Source organism: Agarivorans sp. OAG1 (assembly GCF_037076485.1).
In the GTDB taxonomy this organism is placed as follows: domain Bacteria; phylum Pseudomonadota; class Gammaproteobacteria; order Enterobacterales; family Celerinatantimonadaceae; genus Agarivorans; species Agarivorans albus.
On the sequence record NZ_AP028990.1, the window covers coordinates 3,234,279 to 3,255,485 of the forward strand.

A 21,207-nucleotide genomic window follows, 5' to 3' on the forward strand; every position below is an offset into this window, starting at 1 on the left:
TCACTAAACAGCACTGAATACTAAGGCTCCTTTACGGAGCCTTTTTTTTTATTTTCATTTTCGCGCTAAGCTTTGTCATACTATGGCGGCTATAATTAGTCGAAGATGTTTGGGGTTAATGTTATGTCGTATTCAAAAGCTATAGCACTTTCAGCTTTGTTAGTTGCCACCACCAGTATTGCTGAGGTACTGCCCTTTGAGGCCGAATACCGCGCAGATTTTAAAGGCATCCCCATTGCCAAAGGCTATCGCCAACTGATTGATTTGGGTAACGATACCTTTCAAATTAAAAGTATTGGTACAGCCCTCGCCGGCGGCCTGAAATACGACGATACATCTCGTTTTACCTATCACCAACAAGATGTAAAAACCTTAGGCTTTGTACTCAAACAAAGTAACCTATTTTCCACCACACGAGTTACCGGCCACCCAGATCGTAAAGGCGGCTTAATCGTTGATGTTGATGGTGAAAGGCACCACTTTGAAGCACCAGACAACGTTCACCAATTAATGGATGCAGCAGGCTTCTCGGTGCAATTACAAAACGACTTAAAGAAAGGCTTAAAAGATTTAGACTACCACTACAATGTGATTGATGAAGTGGATAACTATCGCTTCACCGTCGTCGCCGAAGAAACCGTAGAGACCATACTCGGTACTTTTGAAGCGTTAAAAGTGGAGCAGAAAAAACGAGAAGGCCGCAGCACCTGGCTATGGTTAGCGCCTGAATTAGATTATCACTTGGTTAAAGCAGAAATTATCCGCAACGGTAAAAGCTGGGCTACCCTAGAGGCCACCCGCATTGATATTGTTGAACCAGAAAAACCAATGTTAGCTAAGCAAGCCGCTAACAACGAAGCAGAGCTTAGCAACTAACCAACCTTGCGTTTGCAATTATAAAGCCTTGTTAATCACAAGGCTTGTTGCTGCAGATAGAGCTGTATTCAATTTTTTATTAGTGGCGCGTTAACAATTTTGCTTTTACTTCGCTGCGCCTCCCCCTCTAGCCAAAACTGCTGAGCTTGCTGATTAATCCACTCACTAAATTGCTTTATTTTCTCTCGTTTAAAATAAGGTTGAGGGGCAACCAAGTAATAACGATAACGAGGTTTTACCTCTACATTGCCCAACTTAACCAGTAAACCTTGTTGGATATACTTCCACGCCAAGCTGTGCCTTACTAAAGCGATACCTTGAACAGCTAGCGCGCCTTCAATCACCACATGAGCCCCTTGGTACAATAAGTTGGCCTTGGGCACACTAGAGTTAAAACCAGCTAGCTCTAACCAGTACTGCCAATTCATATCAGGCCTCGCATCATCAATCAGCGTGTGTTTACTCAAATCGTTTAAACACACCTCTGGATGCTGTTCTAAATACAATGGATGACAAACAGGATATAGATGATCATCCATTAGCTTAGCGGCATGTAAGCCTGGGTAATCTCCCAAGCCATAACGCACACATAAATCGACCCTATCTTGGCGAAAATCTATCAAACTATTTTTTGGCATTAGCATTACCGATAGATTTGGGTGTAGTTGGCTAAACTCACCTAACCGAGGCACTAGCCAATGCTGGGCAAAAGACGGCAACACCGACAAAGACATGCTGTTTGGATCGGGATCAAGACTTACTTGACGAACGCCGTCCTGTAGGGTTCTAAATGCTTGTTTAGCGTAATGATGTAAGGTTTCACCCTCAGCGGTTAACACTACTCTACGATGCTGACGCTCAAACAGCTGTACATCTATTCTCTCTTCTAACTGACGGATCTGCTGGCTCATAGCCGCCGCACTCACAAATAACTTTTCTGCAGCTGCTTTAAAGCTGCCCATTTCTGCAGCCAAATAGAAGTAATAAAGCCCTTGCAAGGGAGGCATTCGGTCACTCACTTAAGTTTTCCTTAACTAAGAGTCAATTTAAGTCGTTTGTCATTGACCTCCAATATAGCGTACTTTTTAACCGTCAGCAGCTAAAAGGAGTTTTGTTATGAATATCATTAGCCAAACAAAAACAAGCCTACAACGCCAAGGCTTCACATCACCTAAACTAAACTTACGCAACATGCTTAGTAAATTGGATATGCTATTGGCGCGCCGAAAAAGCCGTCGAGAGTTAGCAAAGCTTCCCGACTATTTGCTAAAAGACATTGGTGTGAGTAGAGCAGATGCATTACGAGAAGCCGAGAAATCATTTTGGCAGTCTTAGCGCCACTTAAATCGATCAATAGGGGGGTATTGCCAAAGCTTGACTAGCCCTAGCTTTAAATTGTTAGCGCGACTTGAAGCAAGCAATAGCCCCTATTCTAAGCTCGTTCTAACTATTCTTTTTGATGAAGAATAGCTTGCTTACTAACTACGCGAAATACCTTTCGAGCTTCTACTAATACTAAGGTGTTGATGTAACTAAGCTTTATCTAGGCCTTTCAACTATTGACTTTTAAGCGAATAAAACTTGCACGCTTCAATGAATTTTCAAGATGTTTTTTTGACAATGAATCCGCTAGAATCAGCCCAACTGATCACATATCGAAGTGGTCGAACCTGAATGATCGCACAAACGGATTTGAAGTTTTACCCTTATGGATCAAGTACAGTTTCACAAAGTGCCGCCCAACTGCGGACTAAGCCTTAATATTACCACTCGCTTTAAAAAAGCAGCCGATTACAAAGGTTACTGGATAGGCGTAGACAAAAAGAGCTACATTATTTGCCGCCTTAATGGTGCCGATTCAAGTACTGGCATCAACCTTATTAGTGAAGGCTGTGAAGTAAATGCGCGCTTTCATTGGGACGGTAAACTCATCGCCTTCCGCTCTGAAATTGTGGCATTGATTAATGAGCCCGCTCGTTGGATGATTTTGCAATATCCTCAAAACGTTATGTCTATGCCACTGCGTAAATATGACCGTTATGAGTGTTATCAGCCAGCAACCCTGCACCTTGATTCAAAACACGTGTTGCGTGGAGTACTAAAAGATATCTCTGAACGTGGTTGTAAGTTTGTGCCAAGCGCTGCCAACAAGTTCAATATCAATGTATTAAAAGACAAGAACTTACAGCTACAAACCCGCTTTCCTAAGCGCGACGAGCCAGTAATTCTTACCTGCCAAATAAAAAATACCCCTAACGAGCGAAATGAATTTGCACTGGGCTGTCAATTTGTTCAAGATTACGAACTTGTTAATCAACAAATTGAATACCAACTTGTTGATAAAGCCTACGAAAAGAAAATACAGGGCATTGCTTGAGCAAACCAATCAACAGCATTTTAATCACCGGGTGTAGTAGTGGCATTGGCCTTTATTGCGCCAAAGAATTACAACAGCGCGGCTACAATGTTATCGCCTCTTGCCGTAAAGACGACGATGTGAAAACGCTACAAACAAGTGGTTTGCAATGTGTAACACTTGATCTAGATAGCGAAAGCTCTATTGAGCAAGGCTGGCAACAAGCCCTAGCCTTAGCTAACGGTAAAATAGATGCTTTGTTTAATAATGGTGCCTATGGTCAACCCGGGGCGCTAGAGGATCTGCCCACTCAAGCGCTTCGCCAACAGTTCGAAACCAATCTATTTGGCTGGCATCACTTAAGCCGTTTAGCAGTAGCCCATATGTTACAGCAGCAACACGGGCGGATTATTCAAAACAGTTCGGTACTTGGCTTAGTAGCGATGAAGTATCGCGGAGCCTACAACGCCAGTAAGTTCGCCCTAGAAGGCTACACCGATACCCTACGTTTAGAATTAGCCAATACCCCGTTACATGTTTCGCTCATTGAACCAGGCCCTATTACCAGCTTGTTTAGGCAAAATGCTAAAGCCGCCTTTGAACAAAACATTGATGCCAACAATACTCGCCACCAAAGCGCTTACCAGAAAACGCTAGAACGCCTAGAGCAAGAAGGCCCAAGCAGTAAATTTACGCTACCCGCTAGCGCGGTGTATAAAGCCCTATTGCACGCACTTGAAAAGCCAACACCTAAAGCGCGTTACTACGTTACCTTCCCTACCCACTTGTTTGCTTGGCTTCGTCGAATATTACCGGTTTCTTTGCTCGATAATATCCTTAAAAAAGGCTAAAGCCAGGGGCTGTTGAACTTTCGCGGTTAAATTTTGTTCGAGGAAAAATCGCTTTAGGCGCGGCAAGGCATGTGTAGGCTAGCTACACTTTAAAACCTCTGCCTTGTATAAATAAGCCACAAATTGCTGCAAAAGCCAGCTCGAAAGGTTAACAGTCTCTTGTCACCACTTAAGCGACTCATGCTAAAGTGGTTTTCTGTTCCTAAGCATGGATAAACTATGAAACCTTGGCTTAATCGCTTAAGCACTTTATTGCTGCTGTTCTCTAGCAGCCAAATAGCTGCAGAACCCTCTCTTTGGCTAGCCAGTAAAGACCAGCAACAGCTCTACTTGTTTGGCTCTATTCATCTAGGCAGCGAAACATTTTATCCCTTACCTAAACCCTTTATTGATGCCTTTGAGCGCAGTGAGCGCCTAGTGATAGAAATGGACGTATCGTCTGTTTCCGGCAGCGACCAACAGCTATTGCAGCACGCTAGCCAATTGCCGGGCGGTGAAAAATTAGCGGACAAAATAAGTGCTGATTATTTAGACCAACTTAAGCAACGCAGCCAACAGCTTGGGATCTCACCTTCTATTTTCGATAACATGCAGCCCTGGTATGTAGCTGTGGTACTTAGCCAGTTGCAAATGCAAGCCCTCGGCTTTGAGCCTGAGTTAGGGCTTGATCTACATTTCATTCAGCGGGCGCAACAAAGTCAGCTTTCGATCCATCAATTAGAAAGCTTTGCCGAGCAAATAGAAGCTTTAAGCAGCCTAGCCAGAATTCAAGTAGCTTTATTAGAGCAAACCTTGGATGACTTTGAGCAAGTACCTAGCTTGTTCAATCAACTCGTAAGCCACTGGAATAACGGTGAGAACCAAAAGCTACTGGCATTACTTGAGGACGACCCGATGTTCCAACACGATGCAGAATACGTATTGGAAAAATTGCTATTTGAGCGCAACCACAAATGGATGCAACAACTTACCAACTTAAGCAATACCAGTTTTGTGGTAGTTGGTGCTATGCACTTATACGGAGAACAAGGTTTACTCGATGAGCTAAAAAAACTGGGTTACTCAATCCGTGAAGTTGATCCGGCGACAAATTGACCAGCATCAATTTGACCTTTACTTGAGCAATTTATGCTAATTACTCCTACTTAAAAGGAGTATTAGCAATGGAACTTTGGTTAGACTTACTCTTTGGTAATAGCATTGGATTAATGTCGGTGACGGTGATTGCCACCACCATTGCTTTGATGGGATTTTATACATTTTATTTCTTGAAAAAAATCCGCCAAAGCGACCCTCAGCAAAAATAAGCTTACGCAGCGGTTGCACCGCTGTCTGCTCTCATCTATAAAGAAGGAACTTCGTTGTTCAGGAGTTCTTTTATGTCTGATGAATTTGATCTGTTCCAGCAGGAAGTGGCTGGAATAAAACCCTTAAAGCAAGATGCCGTAGTGTCGGCTGGCGACAGCCTTAACGAAGCGGCCAAAAAAGCTAGACAACAGGCCGCTGCAGAGCACCTTGCTACATCTCAAGATTACCTTTCTTTAGAGAATGTTACGTTACTGCACCCCGACGATGTGGTGTCTTTCAAAAAGTCAGGCTTACAACAAGGCGTATTTAAAAAACTACGCTTAGGCAAATATGAAATTCAAGCCAAATTGGATTTACATAAATTTCGCTTAGAAAAAGCCCGCAGCGAAATAATTAGTTTTATTAAGCAATGCCAAAAGCTCAATATCCGTAGCGCACTAATTATTCCGGGTAAAGGCCATAACAGTGACCCACCAGCACTATTAAAAAGCTATGTGAGCCAGTGGTTACCACAAATAGACGCGGTGTTGGCCATTCACAGCGCCCAAACAATGCACGGTGGTACTGGCGCCATTTACGTACTACTCAAAAAAAGTGAGTTACAAAAACTCGATAACCGTGAGCGTCATGCTCGCCGTTTAGCCTAAGCTAGGAACAACTATGACTAAGCAAACTGCTTATCAACAGCTCTGTGAGCACTTTAAACACCTGTCAAAACTCTCTCACTTAAATTCAATTTGTGGCTGGGATCAGGCCACCATGATGCCAGATGGCGGTAACCAAGCTCGCGCCGAAGCCTTAGCAGAACTAGCGGTGATTATTCATGAAAAGTCCACCCGCCCAGAAATGGAGCAATGGCTAGAACAAGCACATCAGGAAAACCTTAACCCAATGCAACAAGCTTCGCTGCGAGAAATGTCTCGTAGCTGGCGCAATCAAACCGCCCTTCCCGCCGATTTGGTTAAAGCTAAATCACTCGCCACTGCCCACTGTGAGCATGCTTGGCGTGAGCAGCGCGGTGCTAATGATTGGAAAGCCTTCCAAGTTAACTTGCAAGCAGTAATGCAGCTAGCCATTGAAGAGGCGCAAATCCGGGCAGATAAAACCGGCTTAAACCCTTACGATGCCATGCTCGATTTATACGAACCAGGCATGCAAATGCAGCGCTTAGATAAAGTATTTGGTGAGCTGCAATCTTGGCTGCCAGACTTGATAACTCAAGTGGTCGACAAACAAGCTAATTGGCCGGAATTAACGTTAAATGGCCCCTTCCCTAGTGAACAACAAAAAAAACTTGGTTTAGCAGTGATGGAAAAACTGCAATTTGACTTTAAGCATGGCCGACTAGATGTAAGCGCTCATCCATTTTGTGGCGGAGTGCCCAGTGATGTACGTATAACCACGCGTTACGAAGATGAAGATTTCACCCGTTCATTAATGGGCATTGTGCACGAAACAGGTCACGCAAGGTATGAACAAAACTTACCGCTAGATTACCTTGATTTACCGGTGGGACAAGCCCGTTCTATGGGTATACACGAGAGCCAGAGTTTATTCTTTGAAATGCAATTAGGCCGCAGCCAAGCCTTTGTTGAGCAACTATTACCCTTAGTTAATCAGCACTTATGCCAGCAGCAGCCAATGCAACTTGAAGAACTTAAGCAGCACTATTTAAGTGTTAAGCCGGGTTATATTCGAGTAGATGCCGATGAGCTGACTTATCCTGCCCATGTGATGCTGCGGTATGAGCTAGAACGCGACCTAATCAATCAAGATATTAAAGTGGCAGATATCCCCGAGTTGTGGGATCAAAAAATGCAGCAATATTTAGGTTTGTCTACCAAAGGAAATTATCGCGATGGCTGCATGCAAGACGTGCATTGGCCAGCAGGGTTAATTGGATACTTCCCTTCTTACTCGCTAGGCGCAATGTACGCCGCACAATTTCATGCGGCTTTAGTTAAAGCCAAACCCAACACCCCCAAAGCGGTGGCAGAGGGCAACTACAATGAGGTATTTGCTTGGCTGCAACAAAATATTTGGTCACAAGCCAGTATCTACGACACCGATGAGCTGGTAAGCCGTGCTACCGGAGAAACCTTAAACACCCGTTACTTCGAGCAACACTTGCGCCAGCGTTACCTATAAGCTCTATATGACTGCCTGACAACCGTCAGGCAGTTCTCTCTTTTTCATATCAAACTGCTTGCTGCTAGACGCTTCATCAAATCTTGTAGCCATTCCATAAACAAACTTAATCGCTGCGGCAACTGTCGACGTGACGAATAGAGAATTGAGACCGGCATCGATGGAACCTCAATATCTGGCAAAATACGTTGTATGGCTCCACTTTTAAGCTGTAACGCCGCTCCCATAGCCGGAACTTGAATAATGCCTAAGCCAGCCTCACATGCTGCCATATAAGCATCGGTGCCATTTACTGCCAACCTACTGGGCATTTCTAATACTCGGCGCTGCCCTTTATCAAGGTATTCAAACTCGGCAGCGCTATTGCCCATTTTAGGCGCATAATCGATTAAATAATGCTTAGCTAGTTCGCTAAGCTGCTTTGGTTCGCCATAACGCTGCAAATAACTGGGACTAGCACAGCTGTAGATTTGATAGTTACATAAGGGTTTTGCAATGAGTTGGCTGTCTTGCAGCTCTCCCACTCTAATTAAACAATCAACGCCCTCTTTCACCGGATCGATTTGGTAATCAGCACTGCTTATTTTGATTTTAACTTGTGGGTAACGCTCTAGCCATTCGGCTAAGTGAGGCAGCACAATGGTGCTAGCAAACCGGCTAGGCATATCCACCCGAAGGACACCGCGTATTTCATCCGCTTGACGAAATTGGCTTTCTACAGCGTCTAACTCCCGCAAAATAGACCTACACTGCTGAAGGTAAACTTCACCATCCTGAGTAAGCGTAACGCTGCGCGTGCTGCGATGAAGTAAGCGAGTTGCTAGCTTTTTTTCCAAGAATTGCACCGCATTGGAAATGCTCGACTTAGGTAAATCAAGTAATTCTGCTGCTCGCGTAAAACTGCCACTTTGTGCAACCGCCACAAAACGTTGCATTGCCTCAAATTTATCCATAAGTCGCTACTGTTCGCCTAAAAGAAACAATGATATCTATTTTAGTGTGTTTTTCACTAACAGTATTTTTTCTATCCTGCATGTCGATACAAACAGGAGAGACTTTATGAACAACTTATTATTGGTGACAGGTGGAAGCCGAGGCTTAGGGCGCAGCGCTGCTTTAGCCTTAGCTAAAAGTGGAGTGGATATAGTCTTCACTTACCATAGCCAACAAGACAAAGCCGAGCAGCTAGTGAGTGAAATTCGCCAATTTGGAGTAAACGCCGCGGCCATTCAACTTGATCTGGCAGACAGCAGCAGCTTCCCTAGCTTTATCAGTAGATTAAGAACGGCCTTACAGCAACAATTTGAACGAGACTCAATCAACTACCTGGTTAATAACGCAGGAATCGGCATTAATAACAGCTTTGCTGAAACTACCGAGCAACAGTTTGATCAATTAATGAATGTGCATTTAAAAGGCACTTTCTTTCTTACTCAAGCCCTGCTGCCAATGATTGAAACAGCAGGACGAATAGTCAATATCTCTACCGGATTGACGCGCTTTAGCATGCCAGGCTTTTGTGCTTATGCCATGATGAAGGGAGGATTAGAGGTAATGACTCGCTACTTGGCAGCAGAACTAGGCTACAAGCAGATTAGGGCAAATACGCTCGCGCCAGGAGCGATAGAAACTGACTTTGGTGGCGGAGTTGTACGTGACAATGTCACACTTAATCAGCAACTAGCCCAACACACTGCGCTAGGCCGAGTAGGTATTGCAGAAGACATTGGCGACGCCCTCTCCATGTTACTCAGCGACCAAGCTTCTTGGGTAAATGGCCAGCGGATAGAAGCTTCGGGAGGAATGTTTTTATAAGCTTAAACCAATAAGGCTTTGCCCAATGTGCCTTGGCTAAGCCTTATTTCTAAGGCTTTACTGCTCGTTTGCGTTCAGCAATAACCAGTCTTGTGGCTTAGGATCTAATGGGGCTTCTACTTCATCGATAGCAGAAAATGTCCAAATAAACATAGATTTGAAAAAGGCTTCTTCATTATCTATTTGGCCATTTACAGCCACCAGTTTTTTAGGTGGTAGGTTGCCAATAACATCGCCACCAAAAGCTAGTAGGCTTAGTGAATCTGCGTAGAAATCAACGGTTAATTCAAAAAAACGCGTATTATCAGTAAAACTAGATATTTGAGTATTATCATCACCAGGTGGAGACAATACAGAATTGTGTTGTTGCGCAGTCATAACAGACCCCATTTACGTAATTCAGAGAGTAATTGAGCGTCCCTGTTACATAAATTGACCTACATATTATTAGGTCTAGTCCATCAATATGGGCTGATTATGGCACAACTTGACCAATAAAACACCAGCTAAAGCTAAAATGTGAGCTTTAGCCACAAAAAGCCACTGTTTGAGACTAATTCTTGTTCTAGTTTGGTTATTTGCAATGCATAAGGCATAATCCTTGGCAACTTCAATTAGCCAGAGTTTTAAGCACGCTATGTACAATGCTGAAATTACCGGTTGGGGCAAATGTATGCCACCAGCACGACTCACTAACCACGACTTAAGTACTTTTCTCGACACATCGGATGAGTGGATTAGTAGCCGAACAGGCATAAAAGAGCGCTGTGTTTCTCATGTAGATATTGCTGAACTCGCAGCTACCGCTGGCTTACAAGCTTTAGCTGCTGCAGGGCTAAAAGCAGAACAACTCGATGCGATTATTTTGTGTACCTGCACCCCTGGTACATCGGTACCTAGCAGTGCCAGCCGTGTACAACAATTACTTAAAGCAGAACAAGCCGCCGTATTTGATATGAATGCCGCTTGCTCAGGTTTTGTTTACGGCATGCAAACAGCCTCTGCCTTAATTCAAACCGGAGCGATGAAGCGCATTCTGTTGATTGGCGCCGAGCGATTAACCCAATTACTCGACTGGACTAAACGCGATACTGCAGTATTGTTTGGCGACGGTGCTGGCGCAGTGATTCTAGAAGCAAACGACCAAGCGGAAAAAGTAGGATTTCTTGCCGCAAAACTAGGCTGCGATAGCGAGAAACGAGAGATCCTGTTTATTTCAGATTTTGGCACTAACCGTAAACGTTTTTCAGGCGTAGATACGCTTTACAATTTTCAGTTCGAAGGACCTGAGATTTTTAAACGTGCGGTAAAAGGCATGGGTGAAGCAGCAAGTAACGTATTAGAGCAGGCTAACATCGCCAACAATGAGCTCAACTTCATCGTGCCCCACCAAGCCAACTTACGCATTATTGATGCCCTAGCCAAACGTATTGATGCTCCTTATGACAATATTATGGTGAACATTGAAAAATACGGGAACACTTCAGCGGCCACTGTTCCAGTAGCCTTATGTGAAGCCTTAGAGCAAGGCCGAATCAAGCCTGGTGACAATGTATTGCTAGCCGCTTTTGGTGCTGGACTAACATGGGGAGCGGCTGCGATTCGCTGGGGTCAGCGTGTTACACCTATCGCCGAATCAGATGCTAGTTTAAGCCCTTGTGAGCAAACCGCTTTGGAGATTTTGGCCCCCGCCATTAAAGGTTGCCAAGAAGCACGCGCAGCAGAAGCGTAATTGCCCAGAGGCTGTTTATCTTTCGTGGAAGCTTACCAACAAACAGCCCGCTAAAAGCGGGCTGTTTGCTATCTAAAATTCAACCTTACCACTGGTGCAAACGGCTTAACCAATGCTGGGTAAGCTCTATCTCACAACTTAAATACTGGCTACCCGAACCGCTGCCGCCAGCCATCATTAAGCTTTCCCAAGCACACAAAGATTGTCGAAACTCACTAAACTCTATTTTGGCTTTTTCTAAAGCTTGAACTGCGCCTTGAGCCCCTTCACTAATAGACTCTAAGTCCATAGCTTGCTTATGCAGAACGACCAAACGCTGCCTTACTTGGTGGTCAAGTTGGGCTAGGCTGTTCTCTAAACATGTATTTACTTCTGGTTTAGTAGCACGCTGCCAGCACTTACCAATAATGTTTACTTTAGGTTTATTGGCCGAGGTACTTTCTTCACTGGCTTGAACTTGCCCCAGAGCAAATGTTAAAGGCACACATAAGATAACAAGTTTAGCGATTAAGGTATTCAATGGCGGCTCCATTAGAGGCAAATGTTATACAAGTTAAAGATCCAAATTTTAGTGCTATTTTGCTGGACTCAGCCACAGGTAAAGCTTGAATATCACCAACAATGGTACGAATAACTCCAGCATGAGTGAACCACACTTGGGTGGTATTCGCTTCGCTAATTGTAGATAAGCGGGTTTGCCAAAAGCCTAGTACGCGCTGGCTAAACTCTGCAACTGTTTCGCCAGATTGACCAAGGCGATAACCCTCTAAATTATCAGCCCAAGCGTCCAGTTGATTGCGAGGAATGTCATCCCACTTACAGCCTTCCCATTGACCAAAACTTATTTCCTTCAGAGAGTCTTGGTACGCAATATCGTCCGGAACAAAAAGACTTTCGGCCAACTGGCGACAACGTAACAAAGGGCTAGCATACACTTCTGCTACCGAGTACTCGGCCAATAATTTTTGTAATCGTACTGTGGCTTGTTGTAGTTGTTCTGGTATTGCTGGCATATCTAGTTGGCCGTAACAGCGGTTGCTGGCAATATCTGGTTGGCTGTGGCGCACCAATAGCACTCGATTCACGGAATCAGGCCTGCATTAATAGCTGCAAGCAAACTGATATAAATGGCCACTTCGCTCAACTGCTGCTGTGCCCCTAAGGTATCCCCTGTATAGCCGGCTAATTTAAGCTTTAGGTAGCGAGCCCACAATAGCGTGACTAGCAAGCAACTTAACACCGCAAAAGCTAACATATTTAGCTCTAATAAAACTGCTGGCACCGCAACCCAAAACAAGGCTAAAAGAAGCTCTTTAGAACCAATCGACTGAGCAACAGCTTTGGCTTTACTCGGCTCAGACGGTTCACGAACGTAATCAAGTTTCCAGATAATAAGCACCGCGCTAAAACGACTTAAGCTATGCGCTAACCACAGCACCAATAAGAGATCGGTGCTAATGAGCATCTGACTAAGGCTCAATAAGGCACTAAATTTAATCGCCAATATGCTGCACAAACCTAGCACTCCGTAGGTGCCTAGGCGGGAGTCTTTCATAATTCGCAGCATTTGCTCTGGAGTGTAGCCACCGCCAAAGCCATCACAGCAATCAGCAAAGCCATCTTCGTGAAATGCACCGGTAAGCCAGCAGCTAGCGGCCATCGAGAGTAATATAGCTAAGGGCGCGCCAAGTATGGGCATAAGCAATACAATGAGCCCGGCGCTAACTAAACCAACAATCCAGCCCACCAAGGGGAAATACGCCACACACTGGCTGAGACTTTGGCCGCTGTATCTTACATTTTTCGGGACCGGGATCCGGCTAAAGAAACTGAGTGCATTAAACACTAAGTTCAGCTCATGTTTGGCGCGTTCAATCACGCTCACGACTCACGCCAGCTGAGTCAAACGAGGCCATTTCTTTTAAGAACACCAGGGCAGACTCAACCAGTGGATAAGCCAGCACTGCGCCACTTCCTTCACCCAAGCGCAGTGCTAAATCCAGCAAAGGCTTGGCCTCTAGCGCTTCAAGTAACCTTTTGTGAGCATGCTCTGCACCTTGGTGACAAAAAATCATGTATTGTGTTACCAAGGGGTTTATCTGGCTGGCCACCAAGGCAGCCGCTGAGCAGATAAAGCCATCTACCAAAATAACGATGCGCCGATGAGCGGCTTCTAGCATCGCTCCCACCATGGCAGCAATTTCAAATCCGCCTACTTTGGCTAGCCATTGCTGCGCGCTGTATTCACCTTGATGGTATTGCATCGCTTGCTGTAACACTGCCGTTTTATGCTGTAAGCCTTGATCATCTAAGCCAGTTCCGCGACCAACACAGTCGCTAACTTCCAGACCCAAGCAGCCCGCCATAATGGCAGCAGCACTAGCCGTGTTAGCAATGCCCATCTCGCCAAAAGCCAGCAAGTTCGAACCTTCACGTGCAGCTTGGGCAACTCGCTCAGCGCCAACGTCGATTGCTTGAAGGCATTGCTCTTTGCTCATTGCATCGGCATTCAAAAAACTCTTGGTGCCGTTTGCTACCTTACACCGTTGTACCCCTTGCTCAGACAAAAGCTGGCCCACCCCAACATCAACGATCTCGAAGCCCAAACCATGTTGACGGCAAAATACATTAACGGCGGCTCCACCATTAACAAAATTTTGTACCATTTGAGCAGTAACTTCTTGTGGGAAGGCGCTCACACCCTCAAGCGCAATACCATGGTCAGCGGCAAATACAATCATTTTAGGCTGGCGAATTTCAGGCTCTAAGGTCTGTTGAATTTGCCCTATTTGGCAGGCTAAACTTTCCAGTTGGCCAAGAGAACCTTGTGGCTTAGTTTTTAAATCAATCTTATTGATTAAGGCTTCAGCTAAGCCTTGGTCTAGCGCTTCAATGACGAATTTATTATGCAAAATCAATTTCCTAGCAACATAAGTGCATTTGCTTAAGCTTAGCGTGTTTAATATCCAGTTTTAAGAAAAATATCCTAAGAATCGCTAGTAATTTCCTATACTGATGATAGAGGCCTTATTAACGAGTGAGGACAGTAGCAATGGATGATAGTGCTGAACTATTCCTGTTTGATGAAGAAGACGATACCGCTACCGAAACCCTAGAGCCAGCTCCCTGGAAGGTGCTAATTGTTGATGACGACAGCGAAATGCATACCGTCACAAAATTAGTATTAAACAACTTTTCTTATCAAGATCGAAAACTCAGCTTTATTGACGCCTATAACGCTGCCGAGGCTTATCAATTACTCAGTGAACACGGCGATGTTGCGATTGCCTTAGTAGATGTTGTCATGGAAAGTGACGATGCGGGCCTATTGCTTATCGATGATATTCGCCAACGCCTTAACAACCACAAAATACGATTAATTTTGCGCACCGGGCAACCCGGCTTAGCGCCCATTAGAGAGGTGATTCGCCGCTACGATGTGAGTGACTACAAAAACAAAACCGAGTTAAGCGATGTAAATTTAGACACTTTAATGTGCGCCTCCCTTCGTGCCTACCAAGAAATTACCGAACTGCATTCACAACGTAATAACCTGCGTGCGGTCATCAATTCCTCTAGCCATATTGAAAACTGTAAAAACGAGCAAAACTTGGCTATAGGCGTGTTTCATGAGCTAATTGACTTGTTAACACAGCAAGATGCCAAACTTACGCTCAGTGGCTTAGCCTTAAGTGTTTACCGCTCCAAGCTTAAAGTACTGCATAGCGAAGGGAAGCTGGCCTATTTAGAAGAAGTTCGCAGCTTACATGAGCTACCAAGCCGAGTTCAGTCATTGCTTAACCAAGCGCAGCAAAATCAACAGCACAGTTTTGGCGAGAACAATGCGGTATTTTATTTGCAAAATACTGATAGCGAACCTTTGATGTTCTATCTAGAAGGATGGAGCGACACCCAGCAGTTGCAGCTAGAACCACTTAACTATTTGATCCAAACTACGGCTGTGCGCCTAGAAAACCAACACTTGCAAAAACAACTAGCTCACGGTCAATTGCGCCTGGTGGAATTAATTCATCAAGCCATTCAAACCAAACAATATAATACCGAGCAGCTTAGCACTATAGAGCGTTATTGCGCTGAACTTGCTGTGGCTTATTCGCTCAGCGACCAACAGTGTGAAGCATTAAACCAAGCCGCTAGCTTTTATGACCTAGCTAACCACGGCTTACCCGACGTGCTGCTTAGCTGTAACATGTTAAGCCAAGGGAGTTGGCAGCGCATTGCCGAACATTGCGAGCTACCAGATACACTTAAAGATCCCGCAGTGCAACAGCAAATAGATGCAGCCCTTATCGTAGCTAATCAAAGCCAAGAACATTGGGATGGCAGTGGCCGACCACTAGGCCTAAGTGGTGAAGCCATTCATGTCTACGCCCGTATTGTCGCTTTAGCGGTATTTTTAAGTGAACAAACAGACCAGCAAGCAAGTTTGGCTCAGCTTGATTTAGCCAACAACCCACACTTTGATCCTCAATTAACCACATTTACGGTTAAGCACATGTTAAATCCTGATTAATAAGGCCAATTTGGCCAAACTATCACCAAGTTTCAGCTGCCTTATCGGCAGCTTCTTGCTACACTTCGCCCTTAGTCAAATTTGAGGTTTCCCTGTGTTAGTTTGCCCCTGCGGTAGCGGCAACGATTTTCTTCAGTGCTGTCAGCCCATCATCACCGGTGATTGCTTACCAACAAGTTGTGAGCAGTTAATGCGTTCTCGCTACACCGCGTTTACGCTGGGCGATGCTAGTTATTTATGGCAAACGCACCACTCGGACTATCGACAAGGCGATGCCCCACAACCTTCAACTAAAGAAGATTTAGGGCAATGGGAAAAGCTACAAATAATTTTTAGCTGTGACTTTAAAGATGGCCAAACAGGCATAGTGGAGTTTAAAGCTCATTATCGCGAACAGGGTCAACGACAAATTTTGCACGAGCGCTCTAACTTTAAGAAAGTTAATGAGCGTTGGTTTTATACTGATGGAGAGTTCGCCCCAAAAGCCTTGGCGCGTAATTCAGCTTGCCCCTGCGGAAGCGGCAAAAAGTTTAAACAGTGCTGTAATAAATCTTAACTTTAAAACTGAATAAATCGAAAACACAATGGAAAGAAAAATTCTATTAACCGAATGCCCAGACGCAAAAGGTTTAATCTCAAGCATTACCAATATATGTGCTAAGCACCAGCTTAACATTATTAAAAACAACGAGTTTGTTGATAACGATGCCAATCGCTTTTTTATGCGTACAGTATTAGAAGGCTACTTTAACGACCAAACTTTACTTGCCGATTTAGATGGCGCACTTCCAGCTGGAAGCACCCGTCGGCTAGAAAGTGCTGGGCGCAAACGTATTGTTATCATGGTAACCAAAGAAGCACATTGTTTGGGCGATCTACTCATGAAAGCCGTTTACGGTGATATGGATGTAGAAATTGCTGCAGTTGTTGGTAACTACGATAGCCTACGTACCTTGACGGAAAAATTTGATATTCCTTTCCATCATATTAGCCATGTAGATTTAAGCCGCGAAGAGCATGAGCAACAAGTTATTAAGGTAGTGCAGCAGTACCAACCAGACTACGTAGTACTTGCCAAGTACATGCGTATTCTTACGCCAGCTTTTGTTGAAGCCTTTAGCAACAAAATCTTAAACATTCATCACTCGTTTTTGCCAGCATTTATTGGTGCTAAGCCTTATAAACAAGCTTACGACCGAGGCGTAAAAATTATTGGTGCCACCGCCCACTTTGTAAACAACGATTTAGACGAAGGGCCAATAGTAGAGCAACATGTAATCCATGTTGATCATACTTACAGCGCCGAAGAAATGGCCAAAGCTGGCCGTGATGTAGAAAAAGCAGTATTAAGTAAAGCACTGCAGCAAGTGCTTGATGAAAAAGTATTTGTATACGGAAACCGTACCGTGGTGTTTCGTTAATTAAAGTACTTAACGCTAAGTGGCTTTGAGTAATCGAAGTCACTTAGTAGCTTGTACATGTCAGTACCCTTCACTTCCTTATCTATTTCTTGTTGCTGATCTGGCTTAGCCACTTGGTGTTTTACCCGGCTTAACAAATCCACGTTGTTCATTACCTCGTGAGGTAAACCGTCGACACTGTCTTCTGCACACGCCGCATAGCCGCCTAGAGCCTGTTCTAAACGAATTCGCGACGGCTCACCAGCATGTAGGTGCTTACTCCAATTAGCTTGCACTGGAAACTCATCATCTAGCGCTTTAAGAGCGCGAGTTTGAGCCAGTTGAAACTTATCACGTAAATCTTGCTGAACTTGTTCATGCTGTTGCTTTTGCATTGAAAACTGAGCTTGATCGCACACGTTTTGGCTAAGCATGCTAAGCAATAAATGAAAATGAGCCTGATCACCCTGCAAGGCACTTTGGTTAAGCGTATCGCCCAACTGCAGTTCATCACACAAGCTACTTTGTCTAATTTGCTCAACTAACATATTGCTCCTCCATTACCTTTATAGCTATCGGAAAAGCAGGCTAAAACTTTAGCAAATTTCGGCCAAATGCACAGATAATAAGCAAACAGTTATCTACCAATAAAAATGTCGCTGTTTTTGCTTTACAGCCCACCAAGTTCTGGTAATATGCCGCTCCACAAGCAGGAGGGGTTCCCGAGTGGCCAAAGGGAACAGATTGTAAATCTGTCGCGAAAGCTTCGGTGGTTCGAATCCACCTCCCTCCACCATATTGATAAAAAAAGACATCTTAGGATGTCTTTTTTTATACCCGAAATTTGCCTTAAGTATGCAATTAGCGCACAACAAAAATATTAAGTTGAGCAATAACCAATAGATTTAAAAGTCTTAGGAGTAACAGCATTTAGAAACAAATGCTTAACAAGATAAGGCAGCGGAAACAAATACGCCAAGCTAATTTTAGCTTGGCGTTCCAACCAAATACGGAAAGTAATAAACGGTAAATAGACTAACTTACTAAGTAGAAAGATGTACATTGTGCAAATCTAACCACTCAACTAAGGCGGTCCAGCCATCTTAAGGTTGCCCTAAAGACCTGTAACTTTCCGACCTTGGATCACTCCAAGTTTGGCTTTGACTCAGCGCTGATGAGACCAAAAGACTCATCAACACCTCAATATTAAATCAAGCTTAGCTGTTTTTGCAAGGTTTAATAGCAGATACTACTACTGCGCTAACTGTCTATACTTACACTACTTTATCGCTTGGTAACTTATGCTAGGATAAGCCAAAAGGATTAGAACACTCAGTAATGGCAACGCAATACAATTACAGCGACAAGCAAATACTCATCGTTGATGACCAGCGAGCCTTTCAGGTTATGCTTAAGGCCATGTTGCAAAACTTTGGCGCAACCGACGTTTATTTTGCAAACACTGGCGAAGCCGCTGTAAGGGCGTGCAAAAAACGAAAATTCGACATCCTTCTAGTGGATTATAACCTTGGCACTGGCAAGAATGGTGGCCAGCTTTTAGAAGAGCTTCGTGTTAGCGAGTTGTTAGAAGTTGATGCTCTGTTTTTTATTATTAGTGGTGACAATAATAAAAGTATGGTGCTTAGTGCTCTAGAAATGGAGCCAGACGAGTTCATAACCAAACCATTTTCTCAGTTTCAGTTACACAACCGCCTAGCAAGAGCCCATGTAAAGCGTCAAAGTTTACGCGAGGTTTATCACGCATTATCAAAAAAACAGTATCAGCAAGTTATTGAACTGTGTGACAAACAGATTGAAGCCGAAAGCCGTTACAGCAACTATTGCCGTAACTTACGCGTTGAAGCGCAAATAGCCTTAGGCGAATACGTGGCAGCTAAAGAAGCACTAGAAGCCATTCTAGAAGAGCGGAAACAAACCTGGGCAAAAGCTACCTTAGGCCGTGTTCACCTGTTACTAAAAGACAATAAAAGCGCGATTGAAACACTTAATCGCTCTATTGCTGAGAGCCCATTGCTGCTCACCGGCTATGACTGGCTAGCTCGTGCTTACCGAGCAGACGGTGAGTTAGACAAAGCCCTAGAAACTGTGCTTAAAGCCTCTAAGTTGGCGGTAAATAGTATTGAGCGCCAACAGCTGTTAGCCGAGCTTGCTATGGAAGCTGGCGATTTAACCCTAGCCAAAGAAACCTTTTCTACCATTTTGCAGCTTGCTAGGCGGTCTATACATCGTGGCCCTCATCACCTGTGTAACTATGTACGCAGCCTAATAGACGAAGCGCAAAGTGAAGATGATTTGTATCGAAAAAATCGCTTACTGCAAGAAGTTAACTCTGTGCTATTTCATGCTAGGCGTGAAGAAGGCAAAGACGATGACTTTAATTTTGATGCCTTTGAAGGCATAAGCCAAGCTCGCGTGCACGCCACCAAAGGTGAGCTAAACAAAGCCAAACGATTGCTGTTTGATAGCCACGACGGTTTGTTAGATGCCCCCAGCAAAGTAAGTGGTGAACTATTACCCGACACCTTCTTAACCCTAAACTCTGTAGGCGAGTTTGAATACGCAATGCCCTTTGCCGAAGAGCTAGAAAAACGCGATGACATCGACCCCATGTCTTTATCCTCTGCGCACAAAGTATTAAAAGCTGAAGATTTTGAACTCAAACTTGGCCAGTTTCGTGAATACAACAAAATGGGCATCGAAGCCTATGAAGAAAATCGCTTTCACGAGGCGACGAGCTATTTCGACAAGGCTTTGCAAGTGGCCCCTGGAAACACCGGCGCAATCTTGAATAAAATCCAAGCCATTCTAAAACAACTTAATCAATCGGAAAAAGGGCTCAGTGGGCAGCTTTTAAGTGACTGCAAAATTACCATTAAGTTACTCGATGGTCTTAAATTAAACGACAACCACGCCGAGCGTTACTCAACCTTAAAAAGTGAGTTCCAGCAACTCGGTAGCGGCAACAAAAAATAGCAAGCAAGTCTTGTTAGCCCCACATTTTAAGGCTGCTCGCAAAATCCTCCATTTGAAATACACTTAGCTTAAAGCCAGTGAATAAAACTGGCTAATAATCAAATTGTTGATTAATAGCTGGAGCGTTAGCCAAATATGGAGAAGTGCGGTCAATGTCTGTACCAAGATAGTTCTGGAGCCAACTGCAAGGAACCTGCTTTAGAAAGCGGGTTGTGTTTTTGGCATGATCCAGACGAGGACAAATGCGGTGAAGAAATCAAAGAGAAGCTAGAAAACCATGCTAAAAGCGGCGGCATGCTTCAAGGTATCAGCCTAAAAAAAGCCAAACTAGCTGGTATTGATTTAGTTCACTACAACAGCAAGCAAGGTTACGACCTTTCTGGCGCCGACCTCTATCGAAGTGACTTGAGAGGGGCACACCTTTTTAATATCAACCTGCAAAGCGGTAGCTTAATGAAAGCCGATTTGCGAGGAGCTAATTTAAATCATGCCGATCTAACAAAAACCAATTTGCTTGGTGCCAAAATGGACCAATGTAAATGCGATAGTCTGTGCGTTGGCGAAAGAGTGCTTCAAGAGCAATTAGGCAGTGCCGCTGAGCAACAGCAAGATAAAGAAGCCATGGCCGACTACTACCAACAAGCCGAGGAAGTGTATCGCGGTCTCCGTAAAACAGCCGAATCGGAAGGCTTGTTTACTACTGCAGGTGTGTTTTTGCGTAAAGAGCTCACCATGCGACGCTATCAAATGCCCAAATTCTCTTATCGGCGCGGAATATCCAAGCTGGTTGATTTGGTATGCGGCTACGGAGAACTGCCGATCCGCGTGGTATACACCTCTCTGTTAATCATTTTGAGTTGCGCTATTATTTACTCGTTTACCGGGATTCATTTCAACGGAAATATTGTTTCTCTCAGTGTTAATCAAAGCCTTGGACAAAACGTTGTAGCGTTTTTTGAATGCTTGTATTACAGCGTGGTCACTTTTACTACTCTTGGTTATGGCGACTTTACCCCGGTTGGACTTTCCCGCATGTTCGCAGCCATAGAGGCCTTTAGTGGCAGCTTTATTATTGCCTTGTTTGTTGTGGTATTTGTAAAAAAAATGACCCGCTAGCGCTTTTGAAGCGAGTTTTCTTAGATAAGCAGTGCTTTTTAACTAGCACTTTCGTAAAGTTAGATTAACATTTATCT

At 44.2% G+C, this 21,207-nt stretch carries 23 protein-coding genes, 1 tRNA gene and 1 riboswitch; of the genes, 16 read left to right on the forward strand and 8 right to left on the reverse strand.

Annotated elements, in window-relative coordinates; translation table 11 throughout:
- The first annotated feature begins 123 nt into the window (after nt 1–123).
- Nucleotides 124–876, forward strand: a complete 753-nt coding sequence (locus tag OAG1_RS14715; RefSeq protein ID WP_194164050.1) for a DUF3108 domain-containing protein — start codon at nt 124–126, stop codon at nt 874–876.
- A 68-nt stretch (nt 877–944) separates the two neighbouring features.
- Here OAG1_RS14715 and OAG1_RS14720 read toward each other — a convergent pair whose 3' ends face one another.
- Nucleotides 945–1,895: a LysR substrate-binding domain-containing protein gene (locus OAG1_RS14720; protein WP_338621821.1), complete on the reverse strand. Its 951-nt coding sequence runs from the start codon at nt 1,893–1,895 to the stop codon at nt 945–947.
- Between the two features lie 97 nt (nt 1,896–1,992).
- Between OAG1_RS14720 and OAG1_RS14725 the strand changes: the two genes are divergently transcribed.
- The 7 genes from OAG1_RS14725 to OAG1_RS14755 all read left to right on the forward strand — a co-directional run bounded on the left by OAG1_RS14725 (nt 1,993) and on the right by OAG1_RS14755 (nt 7,539).
- The gene (locus OAG1_RS14725; RefSeq protein WP_338621822.1) at nt 1,993–2,211 is read left to right on the forward strand and encodes a DUF1127 domain-containing protein; all 219 of its coding nucleotides are present in this window, start codon (nt 1,993–1,995) and stop codon (nt 2,209–2,211) included.
- 373 nt (nt 2,212–2,584) lie between these two features.
- Entirely contained in the window at nt 2,585–3,253 is a 669-nt protein-coding gene (locus tag OAG1_RS14730) for a PilZ domain-containing protein (protein WP_016404059.1), read from the forward strand.
- Nucleotides 3,250–4,083, forward strand: a complete 834-nt coding sequence (locus OAG1_RS14735; protein WP_338621823.1) for an SDR family oxidoreductase — start codon at nt 3,250–3,252, stop codon at nt 4,081–4,083. Before OAG1_RS14730 ends, OAG1_RS14735 begins: the two co-directional genes overlap by 4 nt.
- Before the next feature lie 219 nt (nt 4,084–4,302).
- Nucleotides 4,303–5,178, forward strand: coding sequence for a TraB/GumN family protein (locus OAG1_RS14740; RefSeq protein ID WP_338621824.1), 876 nt, complete (start codon nt 4,303–4,305; stop codon nt 5,176–5,178).
- 68 nt (nt 5,179–5,246) lie between these two features.
- Nucleotides 5,247–5,390, forward strand: a complete 144-nt coding sequence (locus OAG1_RS14745) for a DUF3149 domain-containing protein (RefSeq protein ID WP_152779542.1) — start codon at nt 5,247–5,249, stop codon at nt 5,388–5,390.
- Between the two features lie 72 nt (nt 5,391–5,462).
- Nucleotides 5,463–6,038 (forward strand): DNA endonuclease SmrA, encoded by a 576-nt coding sequence (gene smrA / locus OAG1_RS14750; protein ID WP_016404055.1) that lies wholly within the window; start codon nt 5,463–5,465, stop codon nt 6,036–6,038.
- Nucleotides 6,039–6,051: 13 nt separating this feature from the next.
- Nucleotides 6,052–7,539: a carboxypeptidase M32 gene (locus tag OAG1_RS14755; protein WP_338621825.1), complete on the forward strand. Its 1,488-nt coding sequence runs from the start codon at nt 6,052–6,054 to the stop codon at nt 7,537–7,539.
- Between the two features lie 44 nt (nt 7,540–7,583).
- Here the strand turns inward: OAG1_RS14755 and OAG1_RS14760 are convergent, their stop codons facing one another.
- Nucleotides 7,584–8,492, reverse strand: a complete 909-nt coding sequence (locus OAG1_RS14760) for a LysR substrate-binding domain-containing protein (RefSeq protein WP_338621826.1) — start codon at nt 8,490–8,492, stop codon at nt 7,584–7,586.
- Nucleotides 8,493–8,598: 106 nt separating this feature from the next.
- On the opposite strand from OAG1_RS14760, the gene OAG1_RS14765 reads away from it, so the two are divergent.
- Nucleotides 8,599–9,354: an SDR family oxidoreductase gene (locus OAG1_RS14765; protein WP_338621827.1), complete on the forward strand. Its 756-nt coding sequence runs from the start codon at nt 8,599–8,601 to the stop codon at nt 9,352–9,354.
- Between the two features lie 57 nt (nt 9,355–9,411).
- On the opposite strand, the gene OAG1_RS14770 is transcribed toward OAG1_RS14765, so the two are convergent.
- Complete coding sequence (locus OAG1_RS14770) at nt 9,412–9,732, reverse strand: hypothetical protein (protein ID WP_338621828.1); 321 nt, start codon at nt 9,730–9,732, stop codon at nt 9,412–9,414.
- Nucleotides 9,733–9,991: 259 nt separating this feature from the next.
- On the opposite strand from OAG1_RS14770, the gene OAG1_RS14775 reads away from it, so the two are divergent.
- The gene (locus OAG1_RS14775) at nt 9,992–11,086 is read left to right on the forward strand and encodes a ketoacyl-ACP synthase III (protein ID WP_220721540.1); all 1,095 of its coding nucleotides are present in this window, start codon (nt 9,992–9,994) and stop codon (nt 11,084–11,086) included.
- 85 nt (nt 11,087–11,171) lie between these two features.
- Here OAG1_RS14775 and OAG1_RS14780 read toward each other — a convergent pair whose 3' ends face one another.
- From OAG1_RS14780 to cobT, 4 genes are read right to left on the reverse strand one after another with little or no spacing between them, the layout of a single operon-like run.
- Nucleotides 11,172–11,606 carry a lysozyme inhibitor LprI family protein gene (locus OAG1_RS14780; protein WP_338621829.1) on the reverse strand — a complete coding sequence of 145 codons (435 nt, stop codon included), beginning with the start codon at nt 11,604–11,606 and terminating at the stop codon, nt 11,172–11,174.
- Complete coding sequence (locus OAG1_RS14785) at nt 11,587–12,171, reverse strand: histidine phosphatase family protein (RefSeq protein WP_338621830.1); 585 nt, start codon at nt 12,169–12,171, stop codon at nt 11,587–11,589. The genes OAG1_RS14780 and OAG1_RS14785 overlap by 20 nt, the downstream gene beginning before the upstream one ends.
- Nucleotides 12,168–12,971, reverse strand: a complete 804-nt coding sequence (locus tag OAG1_RS14790; protein ID WP_338621831.1) for an adenosylcobinamide-GDP ribazoletransferase — start codon at nt 12,969–12,971, stop codon at nt 12,168–12,170. The genes OAG1_RS14785 and OAG1_RS14790 overlap by 4 nt, the downstream gene beginning before the upstream one ends.
- Nucleotides 12,958–13,998 (reverse strand): nicotinate-nucleotide--dimethylbenzimidazole phosphoribosyltransferase, encoded by a 1,041-nt coding sequence (gene cobT, locus OAG1_RS14795; RefSeq protein ID WP_338621832.1) that lies wholly within the window; start codon nt 13,996–13,998, stop codon nt 12,958–12,960. The genes OAG1_RS14790 and cobT overlap by 14 nt, the downstream gene beginning before the upstream one ends.
- Before the next feature lie 140 nt (nt 13,999–14,138).
- Between cobT and OAG1_RS14800 the strand changes: the two genes are divergently transcribed.
- The 3 genes from OAG1_RS14800 to purU all read left to right on the forward strand — a co-directional run bounded on the left by OAG1_RS14800 (nt 14,139) and on the right by purU (nt 17,041).
- Nucleotides 14,139–15,620 carry a DUF3369 domain-containing protein gene (locus OAG1_RS14800; protein ID WP_338621833.1) on the forward strand — a complete coding sequence of 494 codons (1,482 nt, stop codon included), beginning with the start codon at nt 14,139–14,141 and terminating at the stop codon, nt 15,618–15,620.
- A gap of 94 nt (nt 15,621–15,714) precedes the next feature.
- Complete coding sequence (locus OAG1_RS14805) at nt 15,715–16,176, forward strand: YchJ family metal-binding protein (protein ID WP_249483608.1); 462 nt, start codon at nt 15,715–15,717, stop codon at nt 16,174–16,176.
- A gap of 28 nt (nt 16,177–16,204) precedes the next feature.
- Nucleotides 16,205–17,041, forward strand: coding sequence for a formyltetrahydrofolate deformylase (gene purU / locus OAG1_RS14810; protein WP_016403715.1), 837 nt, complete (start codon nt 16,205–16,207; stop codon nt 17,039–17,041).
- Here purU and OAG1_RS14815 read toward each other — a convergent pair.
- On the reverse strand, nt 17,038–17,568 hold the full coding sequence (locus OAG1_RS14815; protein WP_338621834.1) for a VC2046/SO_2500 family protein: 531 nt from the start codon (nt 17,566–17,568) through the stop codon (nt 17,038–17,040). The genes purU and OAG1_RS14815 overlap by 4 nt on opposite strands.
- A gap of 164 nt (nt 17,569–17,732) precedes the next feature.
- Here OAG1_RS14815 and OAG1_RS14820 point away from each other — a divergent pair.
- From OAG1_RS14820 to OAG1_RS14830, 3 genes are all read left to right on the forward strand, one after another.
- Nucleotides 17,733–17,816 (forward strand) — tRNA-Tyr (locus OAG1_RS14820).
- Between the two features lie 289 nt (nt 17,817–18,105).
- Nucleotides 18,106–18,189, reverse strand: a riboswitch (cyclic di-GMP riboswitch).
- 169 nt (nt 18,190–18,358) lie between these two features.
- Complete coding sequence (locus OAG1_RS14825) at nt 18,359–20,014, forward strand: response regulator (RefSeq protein ID WP_016403712.1); 1,656 nt, start codon at nt 18,359–18,361, stop codon at nt 20,012–20,014.
- Between the two features lie 135 nt (nt 20,015–20,149).
- On the forward strand, nt 20,150–21,130 hold the full coding sequence (locus OAG1_RS14830) for an ion channel (RefSeq protein WP_338621835.1): 981 nt from the start codon (nt 20,150–20,152) through the stop codon (nt 21,128–21,130).
- Nucleotides 21,131–21,207 lie beyond the last annotated feature (77 nt).

Bases quoted from the DNA above. Each gene is read 5' to 3' on its own strand.
- OAG1_RS14715 (WP_194164050.1), top strand. From the start codon at position 124: ATGTCGTATTCAAAAGCTATAGCACTTTCAGCTTTGTTAGTTGCCACC.
- OAG1_RS14725 (WP_338621822.1), top strand. From the start codon at position 1,993: ATGAATATCATTAGCCAAACAAAAACAAGCCTACAACGCCAAGGCTTC.
- OAG1_RS14730 (WP_016404059.1), top strand. From the start codon at position 2,585: ATGGATCAAGTACAGTTTCACAAAGTGCCGCCCAACTGCGGACTAAGC.
- OAG1_RS14740 (WP_338621824.1), top strand. From the start codon at position 4,303: ATGAAACCTTGGCTTAATCGCTTAAGCACTTTATTGCTGCTGTTCTCT.
- OAG1_RS14745 (WP_152779542.1), top strand. From the start codon at position 5,247: ATGGAACTTTGGTTAGACTTACTCTTTGGTAATAGCATTGGATTAATG.
- smrA (WP_016404055.1), top strand. From the start codon at position 5,463: ATGTCTGATGAATTTGATCTGTTCCAGCAGGAAGTGGCTGGAATAAAA.
- OAG1_RS14755 (WP_338621825.1), top strand. From the start codon at position 6,052: ATGACTAAGCAAACTGCTTATCAACAGCTCTGTGAGCACTTTAAACAC.
- OAG1_RS14760 (WP_338621826.1), bottom strand. From the start codon at position 8,492: ATGGATAAATTTGAGGCAATGCAACGTTTTGTGGCGGTTGCACAAAGT.
- OAG1_RS14765 (WP_338621827.1), top strand. From the start codon at position 8,599: ATGAACAACTTATTATTGGTGACAGGTGGAAGCCGAGGCTTAGGGCGC.
- OAG1_RS14770 (WP_338621828.1), bottom strand. From the start codon at position 9,732: ATGACTGCGCAACAACACAATTCTGTATTGTCTCCACCTGGTGATGAT.
- OAG1_RS14775 (WP_220721540.1), top strand. From the start codon at position 9,992: ATGTACAATGCTGAAATTACCGGTTGGGGCAAATGTATGCCACCAGCA.
- OAG1_RS14800 (WP_338621833.1), top strand. From the start codon at position 14,139: ATGGATGATAGTGCTGAACTATTCCTGTTTGATGAAGAAGACGATACC.
- purU (WP_016403715.1), top strand. From the start codon at position 16,205: ATGGAAAGAAAAATTCTATTAACCGAATGCCCAGACGCAAAAGGTTTA.
- OAG1_RS14815 (WP_338621834.1), bottom strand. From the start codon at position 17,568: ATGTTAGTTGAGCAAATTAGACAAAGTAGCTTGTGTGATGAACTGCAG.
- OAG1_RS14825 (WP_016403712.1), top strand. From the start codon at position 18,359: ATGGCAACGCAATACAATTACAGCGACAAGCAAATACTCATCGTTGAT.
- OAG1_RS14830 (WP_338621835.1), top strand. From the start codon at position 20,150: ATGGAGAAGTGCGGTCAATGTCTGTACCAAGATAGTTCTGGAGCCAAC.